The organism is Mesorhizobium loti (genome assembly GCF_003148495.1).
Lineage (GTDB): Bacteria > Pseudomonadota > Alphaproteobacteria > Rhizobiales > Rhizobiaceae > Mesorhizobium > Mesorhizobium loti.
Map to the genome: position 1 here is coordinate 1 of NZ_QGGH01000036.1, position 8,741 is coordinate 8,741.

General features: G+C 56.9%; 7 protein-coding genes. 1 reads left to right on the top strand and 6 read right to left on the bottom strand.

Annotation, left to right across the window (positions count from 1 at the left end; all coding sequences use genetic code 11):
- Positions 1 to 148: 148 nt before the first annotated feature.
- From C8D77_RS36905 to C8D77_RS37980, 6 genes are all read right to left on the bottom strand, one after another.
- Positions 149 to 436: a tyrosine-type recombinase/integrase gene (locus tag C8D77_RS36905; RefSeq protein ID WP_109672865.1), complete on the bottom strand. Its 288-nt coding sequence runs from the start codon at positions 434 to 436 to the stop codon at positions 149 to 151.
- Between the two features lie 100 nt (positions 437 to 536).
- Entirely contained in the window at positions 537 to 728 is a 192-nt protein-coding gene (locus C8D77_RS36910; protein ID WP_109672867.1) for a hypothetical protein, read from the bottom strand.
- A 597-nt stretch (positions 729 to 1,325) separates the two neighbouring features.
- Positions 1,326 to 4,028: a lyase family protein gene (locus C8D77_RS36920; protein ID WP_109672871.1), complete on the bottom strand. Its 2,703-nt coding sequence runs from the start codon at positions 4,026 to 4,028 to the stop codon at positions 1,326 to 1,328.
- Positions 4,025 to 5,083 carry a cysteine synthase family protein gene (locus tag C8D77_RS36925; RefSeq protein ID WP_109672874.1) on the bottom strand — a complete coding sequence of 353 codons (1,059 nt, stop codon included), beginning with the start codon at positions 5,081 to 5,083 and terminating at the stop codon, positions 4,025 to 4,027. Before C8D77_RS36925 ends, C8D77_RS36920 begins: the two co-directional genes overlap by 4 nt.
- 10 nt (positions 5,084 to 5,093) lie before the next feature.
- Positions 5,094 to 6,155: a GHMP family kinase ATP-binding protein gene (locus tag C8D77_RS36930; RefSeq protein WP_109672876.1), complete on the bottom strand. Its 1,062-nt coding sequence runs from the start codon at positions 6,153 to 6,155 to the stop codon at positions 5,094 to 5,096.
- 675 nt (positions 6,156 to 6,830) lie between these two features.
- Positions 6,831 to 6,974, bottom strand: coding sequence for a hypothetical protein (locus C8D77_RS37980; RefSeq protein WP_170136931.1), 144 nt, complete (start codon positions 6,972 to 6,974; stop codon positions 6,831 to 6,833).
- Positions 6,975 to 7,704: 730 nt separating this feature from the next.
- On the opposite strand from C8D77_RS37980, the gene C8D77_RS36945 reads away from it, so the two are divergent.
- Complete coding sequence (locus tag C8D77_RS36945; protein ID WP_245951997.1) at positions 7,705 to 8,025, top strand: Lrp/AsnC family transcriptional regulator; 321 nt, start codon at positions 7,705 to 7,707, stop codon at positions 8,023 to 8,025.
- The last annotated feature ends 716 nt before the right edge of the window (positions 8,026 to 8,741 follow it).

Genomic DNA, 8,741 nt, shown 5'->3' on the forward strand with positions numbered 1-8,741 from the left:
GGTCCGGACTTCGGGAGAGAACTTGTTGGTCGTCTTGCTTGTCATGGCTCCACCTTCTCAGGAATTGGAGCCTCCGATCAACCCGGTGCGGTTCAAATTTGACGTCGGTCATGCAGCGCATCTCGAGTGCAGTCGTGTGTCCGGCCTATCATTGCAGCTTTGTCGTAAATCGGTTCGTCGTAGGGGGCTGGCCAACAAATATGGCCCGGTTTTTCGTCGTGGGCCGCTCCTCGTGCAGATAGGCCGCAATCGCCGCTCCCGCCGCGGACGGCAGGGGCAGAGCTTCGGTACGTCGGCTCTTGGTGCCGACAAGCTTGAATCGTGCCCCGGCCCAGTTGATGTCGTCGAGCTGCAGCTTGACGACTTCGCTGGATCGCAGACTGAGATCGATCAGACACCGCACCACCGCATAGGCCCGCAGGCGCGACGGGAACATCGGATCAAAGGAACTCAGCAGTTAGTCGATCTCGGTGTCGGTCAGCACACCTCAGGCAGTGATGCCAACCGCCAGTGTGCGACCCTGGGGATCGCGGCCTTCAGTCCGCCCACCGGTCGCTGGACAAGCTGCGGAAGCGGAGATAGCAGCCAATGATGACGCCATTCGCGGCGACGGTGGAGGGCCTTCGCCCCTGTTTGCCAAGGACGAAGCGGCGGATGGATGTGGCGCTGACGGTCGCCAGGGAGATGGGCTGCTCGTCGAAATGCTCGACAAGAAATCCTTCGACCACTCGGCAACGCTTCCGACGCGTGTTGTCCGCCAATCCCAGACGTCGCGCATGTGGGCTTCGAAGCGTGTCAGCTCCTGTTCGATGGCAGATTTGCGAGCCGGATACTGCAGCACCACGCCGCCAGCTTTGAGCAGCTCGAGAAGATGACCCAGCGCCGCCTGCAGCTCATGACGCAAACGATGGATCGGGTCGGGGCAGGCGCACGCCGGCTGGTCTTCCGAGAGAAAGCGCATAACAACGCCCTGGCCGATCGCTTTCAGGTCATACCTTTCCTGAGGGGCGACGCAGCACAGATAGGCGCGCTGCGTGCTGGGCGCGCATATCGCCTTCGCTGCAAGTGCTCACCGTATGCGAAACAAAGGGCCGAAGAATACTTTCTTCCAACCAAGCGCGGGGCTGTGGCTGAAGGATGATTGCTTTTTGCATGTGAATGCGGCTGCCATCTTACTGATCTACCCAAGAAAACTGGCTAGCTGTGCCGGTGAGCTGCGCATAATCAACGGGTGCGCATAATCGCGCACATAGGTCATAATCGGCCGGTATCGGTCTTGCCAGACAGGCACCACCCGCCAGGCTTTGTCCACATACTCCACTCCTTCAAGTGGATCGGTGTTTATCGATGAGTTCTTTCACCCTCCTTTTGCGGAGCACCTCAGCGTACGCCCGGCGTTCCGATATCGCGGCGCATTTCAGCTGCATGCTCCGAAAAAGCGTCTTTGCAACGGAAAGCTGGCCGTCGGTTGATCGTTTTCCGGGTCCTCCTCCGAATTGCAGAGCATCCCTGCACTCTTCAAGACTTGCCGGCAACACATCAGCCAGGTGGCTGGCCAACTCGCTTCGACACTCCGCTACGGAGTTATCCTGAGACAGGCGGCTGGCAATCTCGCCAACCTGTGTGTGGGCCTTCCTGAAAGGAACGCCTCGCGACGCCATCCGTTCTGCGGCGACGGTCGTCATCGCTGTGCCGTCCTCCAGATTTTCACGCATCGACTGCACGTTGAACGACATGTATTTCACGATAAGCGATGTGAGGATGATAGCCCTCTTCAGGGCCTCCTCTGAAAGCCTCAGAGGAGAACAGCCGTAGTTGCTTGCCTCGATCGAGTTGCTGAAAGGCGATTTGCAGGTAGCCGTTGCCGCGGAAATGTATGCGCCAATTACGGTGCTTGCCGACCCCTTGATGTGTTCAAGGAGGAACGGGTTCTTTTTTTGGGGCAGCATGGACGAGCCGCCGGCAAGATTTCGAGGAATGTCGATAAGAGCGAACTCACGAGTCGTCCAGACCTGCAGATCTTGGGCCACACGACTGAGCAAGATTGAAACCCCAGCGAAGACAGAAAGCCCCTGCAGGTGATGGTCGCGGCTCGCGACCGCATCAAGTGAGTTGAACGACGGCTCTTCAAATCCTAGAAGACTTGCGGTTTTCAAAGGATCAATCGGCATACTGGTGCCTCCGCCGGCACCAGCTCCCATAGGGCAGTTCCTGATGTCTTCGAGCAGGCTATGGAGGCGCTGGCGCTCGCGCCCCAGAGCGAAGAAGACGCCAAGCAAGTAGTGCCCTGGCGATCCGGGGAGTGCGATCTGGTATTGACTGTAGAGCGGAGCTACTAGTCTCGATGCCTGTTCCGCTCGCTGAAGCAGGGCATCTTGTGCAATTCCAATCTGTTGCGAGATGGAACACGCAGCCTCCCGGAGAGCCAGGAGAGAAATGGTCGCGTTCAGGTCATTGCGGGACCTAGCGAGGTGCAGCCAGCCGGCCTTTTCCGCGCCAGCTCTGGCGGTAAGTTCGGCCTCATAGGCAAGGTAGAGGCCACGCGGCGCATCGCGGCCCTCCAAAGACTGAAAGCCCTCGTCCCGGAGGCCCAAGATGTGCTTGAGGAGATCGGCAGCGGCTGCCTGGCTGATCAAGCCCTGGTCGGCGAGCATCAGCAAATGTGCTTCATCTATGGCGGCTTGGTACTGCAGAAGGCGACCGTCGCGTGAGATTTCGATAGGTGGAGCGAGCAACTTCATCGCATCGGGATGCAGGCTCCACCCGCTCTCGCTTGACCCAGCGACTTGCGTGTTGGGCGTTTCGTCAGTAGCTGTCTCGATTTCGATTACAATGGAATCGATCATCCGTTGCGCTGCCGCGACGGCGGCATTTAGTTCATCAGCGACGCCTATGGCGTAGGCTACCCGGTCTCTGAAGTCGCCATTTATTTGAACTTCCTCTCCCTCAGGTTTCAGAAGACCTGCTTCAGGCACTCTAGGCTCTGGATTTCCAGAAAAGCCCAGGCGTTTGAGCTTGCCGGATTTATGAACGAGTTGGAAGCGGATGGCTCCCGCTCTTGCGCTCGCGTGTGGAGGCGTGAACCCGTCTCCCGCGTAAAGTCTGATCACCATGTCAAGGATTGACGTTCCCAGGGCGTGGGAGAGCATAACTGGAATCATCCCTCCAGCCAGCCTGGGGTTGACCTCGATGATGACGGGGCCCGACTCCGTTATCACGAACTCCACATGAGCCGGTCCGAAATTCAGGCCCAGAGCCGACACCGCGCCTGCGGCAAAAGAAGCTAATTCCTTGAGGGATGGCTCCGGAAGCGGGGCCGGGAAGTCGTGCCCTACCTCGACGAAGAAGGGAGCCGGCCCTTTGTGCTTGGCAAGAATTCCAAGACAATGCAGCGTCCCATCGTACGCAATTATCTCCGCAGAGTATTCCTTACCCTCGACATATTGCTGGATGAGGATGTCGGGACTGGGCAGATCCACCTGATCGAGCAGTGCGCCTCTTGCGCTCTCAAACGCCTTGATGGCGGCTGCGGCATTATCGCACAACCTCACGCCGCTGCTACCACTGCCGCACACTGGCTTGACGACCACCGGCAGAGTGGCTTGGGCAAGTATGTTCTCGACGTCTCTGACGGAAGTGGCCAGCCGAGTTTCAGGGATCGCGATTGATTGCCGCTGTAGCTCGGCCGCTTGTTTCCATTTGTTTCGGCAAGCAACTATGGCCTCCGTATTTGCCGTTGGTAGCCCGATCGCGGTCGCAGCACTTGACGCTGCTTCCACAAAATAGTCCGACGATGAGTATATCCCTGCTAGCCTTCTCAGTTTGGCGGAGACCTCGATGAGCTCGTCCGGACTGCGCGTTTCAGCTTCGATCACTTGAGCGACGGAGTCATTCAGAAAGCCATATCGGGCAGGATTGCGGGTCACGAGATACGGCTCAAAGCCTAGCGCACTGGCGCGCTGGATCAATAGTTCGCCAGTGCCCGTCGTGTTGCTTTCCACGAAAAGGAAGCTACCTCGGTTCGTCATGAAGCATTCTCCAGCACGTGTAGGACAGCTTCCCGGCTTCTCCGATTCCAATGATATCGGTTCCATGGCGGGAGAGCCGTCGAGGGATGATTTTCGGTTGCCGGCGCGTCCGTGAGTACACCTTCATGTAGACATCCGTTCTGCTCGAGCCACTTTTGGTCGTAAACAGCTTCGACGTAGCGGTGGCCTTCATCAGGACATATGACGACTACGGTTTCTTCCGGAAACTGCTGGGCGCGCCAACGCCCCACAATATAACTCGCTCCGGAGGTCGGACCGGCGAAAACGGCGTGCCGCTCGTGGAGGGTTCGCGTTGCAGCGAATGCGAGTGGAGCCGAGACGAGATGCACCTCGTCATACAGTTCATGTTTCACGTTCTTGGGGACAAGACTGTTCCCCAGCCCCCGCAGTTTCCGTTCGCCGTCCTGTTGGCCAAAAATGACGCTATTGAAGGTGTCCACTCCAATCAGGCGTGCGCCAGGGGCTTTTTGACGGAGGTGCTCTATCGTTCCACAAGTAGAACCGCCTGACCCCACAGAACCGACCAACGTTACGTCGGCGTCCAACATCTCCGATATCTGATCGGCGAAGAGCTCATAGGCTGCGGGGTTGTCGGGTGTTTCGTATTGCCGGGGCCAGAAACAGCAGTGCCCCAACTGTCTCATCCTGGCATGTAATGCGTCGAGGCGGCTTCTTTGATAACCACCGTGCTTTGCCTTTTCAGTTATTATGACGACTTCGGCTCCCAATGAGCTCAACCTGTTTTCCAGGCCTTTGTCCATAACTGGGTCTGTGAAGATTTCGAGCTGGAATCCACGTTCCCGGCAAACTACGGCCAAACCCAGTGCGAAGGTTCCGCTCGAGGTCTCGAGAACTTTCATGCCGTGCGTCAAAGTCCCCCGAGCCAGCGCTTGCTCAATGATGTACTTGGCAGGGAGAAGCTTCATGAATGCGAATTGCGCTAGATAGAGGTTTGTCTCACACCTGATAACGCTGGGGAGAGCATAGGCATCGGAATAGCCGACGAATGGCAGGCCTTTGCGAACAGCGTCCATTTTGCTTTCCTCACCGGCGGCCAGTCATTGTCAGATATATTTTTGGCGAGTTGTCGAACGGCGATACATGCGCGAGCACGGACCGAAGTTTCTGTGGAAAGTCGGCCGCCATTCGATCAAGCAGAATTCCAATCATTGTGCCGCTGTGCGCGACTATGACCCCGAGAGCGTCACTCGCCTCGGATGCTGTCAGCATCGTGTTCAGATGCTCCTTTGGAGCCCGCTCCTGATGCAGGAGCGCGCTGGCCGTAGCTATTCTGCCTATCGTGGCCGTGTCACCCCGCGGAATTGCTATCCGAGCGCTGTCAAGTAATTGACGATATTCTGCTCTGTGACTGGCGGAGATTTCACCTCGCCGTTGATCATAGTCGACCGTTTCGACCGTCCCTCCTTCATCAATACCAACGATTGCAAGCGGAGGCATTTGCCCGAGGAAGGAGATGAGGCTACATGCTCGTTGCTGATATGCGACCACTCCCGGGTACATCACCCCGTCGGATGGCTCGATCTCCGCCATTAGCTTTTCGATCAATGATGTCCGGACCCTGCGCTTGAAGCAGCAGGCGATTGATCGTGCAGCCGCGACAAGATCCGCCGACGAACTCGCTAGGCCCTTGCCTTCGGGGAGCTCGGATTGCAAAAAGAGGATTCCTCCTGAGGCGCCGAGCGCGCCCACGAGATTCTCAGCCAATCGTTTTGCTTTGACTTTATGTGACGGATAAACGGTTACGGTTCGTGTGCCGGCAATCGGCATGAAATGAGCTCGCGCAAAGAGCGCGATGGGCATCGTGACAAGGAAGTGAGGGTCCCGGGAAACGGAGCCTACTGGTAACTGGCCTTGAAGCAACTCGCCGAATGTGCCGCAACAAAGAGCCTCGCCGTCGTAAAAATGAACCGTTGGCTGCTGCCCATCATCCGCGATAATTTCTGCGGCGTCTGTGTCCGCGAACGACTGGTGGTACAGGTGGGGCCTCCAAACTTCATCGGCAGCCGCTTCTACCAGTTCTCTAGTTGCGGAACTCGCCCTGCCTCCTACAGGGTCGATGGAACTGGTGGAATGTTGGGTCGGCATGTCACTTTCCTTAGGTACGCTGATATGTGGTTTGCGGCGAGGATATGAGACTTGGACCATCAGAGCACGGCTCTTGTTCCCTCGAGATACTTATAAGTAACCGGATGCTGGCTGTCTTAACCTCGAGTTTGGGTGAACGTACCACTCGTCACGGTTAGAGGTTGCAAAGATTATGTGAAGTTACTTGTAGAATCCGTTACACTGTTTGATGACTGGGGCGCGTCAATGGACCATTTTTGCATCGTGGCGCCCTCCGGCAGCAACCCCGGCGTCAGACCGCCACAAGGCGACTACCAGTTTGCGCGCCAAGGCAACGATCATGGTGCGGCGGATGCGCCCCCACTCTTGGAACCAGCGCGCGAGACCGCTATGAGGCTGGTGGCGCAAGCACAGCCAGGCAAGCTTCGATGGCGGTTCGCCGCCGCACGCGGGTTGCTCGATCTCTGGATGCCTTGATCGCGGCTGACTGCGCCACTGTCTCAAGGGACTGGATGCAAGTCCGAGGTAGCCGGCGACCTCACACCGGTTTTGGAAATCGCAAAAGAAGACCTCATTTCGTCAGCACGCTTGCGATCATCAGGCCGATGCCACGCAGCTGGCACAGCTCAATGGCTTCCGGGCCGTGGTCTCGGCGGCTTGGCGCTGTTCGATTTCGACCCTCCGCAATCATCTCGATCACCAGCAGAAAGGGCGGAACTCGCGCTCTATCTCGCGCTTGTGGCAGGGTGGCAGATTTCGCCCGTCGGCCGTGCCCAGCGCCTCAAGCGTCTCACGCCAGTCTCGTCTGGCCGGTTTGAGGTCGCGGACACCCTGAGTCATCAATAGCCCCTTTGCGGCTCGAATGCTGGCCGCGTTCGTTGCGAGCCCGTTCACGGCTGCGAAGGCGATCGTTCTCCTGCGCCGCAGCCATTATTGGCTGGACGAACAGTCGTGGCCAAGCCGCTTGCAAATGAACATAAGAATTCCGGCGCCAAGAAAATCGTTGCAGTTTCCTTCCGACGGGCGGCAGAGCAACGGAGATTTCATGAGACGTCTCCAGCGTTAGGGTGTCGATCCCGAAACCTTGCCTGAGTTCAGCGGCCCGTCGCCTTCCGCGGCGTTGAGGCGTGATACCTGCAAAGGCGGAGCCGATCCGCAATCGGGTTCCCGCCACACTTCCGTTACTATGCCAACTTGAGGCCCCAGAAGCAGTATCTGGTGCCTGACAGAGCCCGACCCGAGAGGCACGGGCGCTTCTTCTATTCCCCTCGTAGCCGAATGTGCAGACCGCGACTTAGTCGCTGTGCAAAGCGCGCCAACAAGGAGACGCGCTTCGGACGATTTGGGTTGAGCGGGAAGGGGCATTTTTGATCATGTGCGACTCTGAATGCCTCGCGTGAACAATACAAAAGTTAAAATTGCTAAGTAAATATTAAATTTTGAGATAAGGTGAGCATTGGACAGCGGACGACCTAGACAAAAGGATCCAAACAGGGCTACACGCGAACAATCGGCGGCCTTTGCCGAACTGTCGGTTCTTCTGTCTCTATAAAGCCGTCGAGTGAACAATATGTTTGTCGTTTCGGATATGTCGCCGCTAACTCATAAGGCTTCTGGCAAGTCGATTACCGTCTTTGTGACAGTAGAACTTGACCGTGAACGTCTTGATCTTGTTAATCACTTCAAGCGCTCGATGCGCGCGGCCAAGGAGATCACGCAATGCTACATGGTTACAGGCGAAGTCGATTTCGTCCTCGTCGTGACTGTCGAGGACGTTGAAGCCTTTTACGTTTTCGTCAAGAAGAAGCTCTATAGCGACCCCAACGTGCGAAAATTTAGGAGCATGATCAATCTTGATCTTGTCAAGTTCGAGTCAAGGACCACAGTATAGCTTCTAGCGGATTTCGCTGAAGTCACCGGTCTAGCCGATTTTTAAGTGCCGTTGCGCGTCCAGCTTTCGACCTGAACCAATGCGGCTTGAACCGCATCTGCAGGTGTTAATCAACGACATCGAAACCACTACTAAGATGACGCGCCTACGCGGTCGCTTTATGAAAGGCCAACGGCTGCGCTCAAAGGACCTTCATCGCCGGCTACGCTGCCATGGCCTCATCGCCCCTTCGCCGTTGACGCGCCGAGGAACCGGCGCATCTTGGAGACCTACGTCAAAACGCAGCGATGTCGTCATCCTCGACATTCTCCTGCCCACAAGAGTCTGGTCGCCGAAGCAGCGATCCGTGCCACGACGCATGGCCGCGCTCAACCAATGACGCCCTCTAACAGGCCATCGGCGATATCTGCTATCTCGTCTCCCAAGATCCAGAAACGATTTCACTGCCGCAGAATGTTGGCAGGAGTTCCGAACCCAACATCCCACCCCCCTCAACCATGAGCATCTCGCGCGATCGGTTCGAAGGCCGCGCGAAAATGATTAGTCGGCGTAAAAAAGAACGTCAGAAAGCCTTGTAGGACATGGATTCACAAGGAGTTTGAAGTATCGGATGCGGGAAATTGAACCGCACCGGGTTGATCGGAGGCTCCAATTCCTGAGAAGGTGGAGCCATGACAAGCAAGACGACCAACAAGTTCTCTCCCGAAGTCCGGACC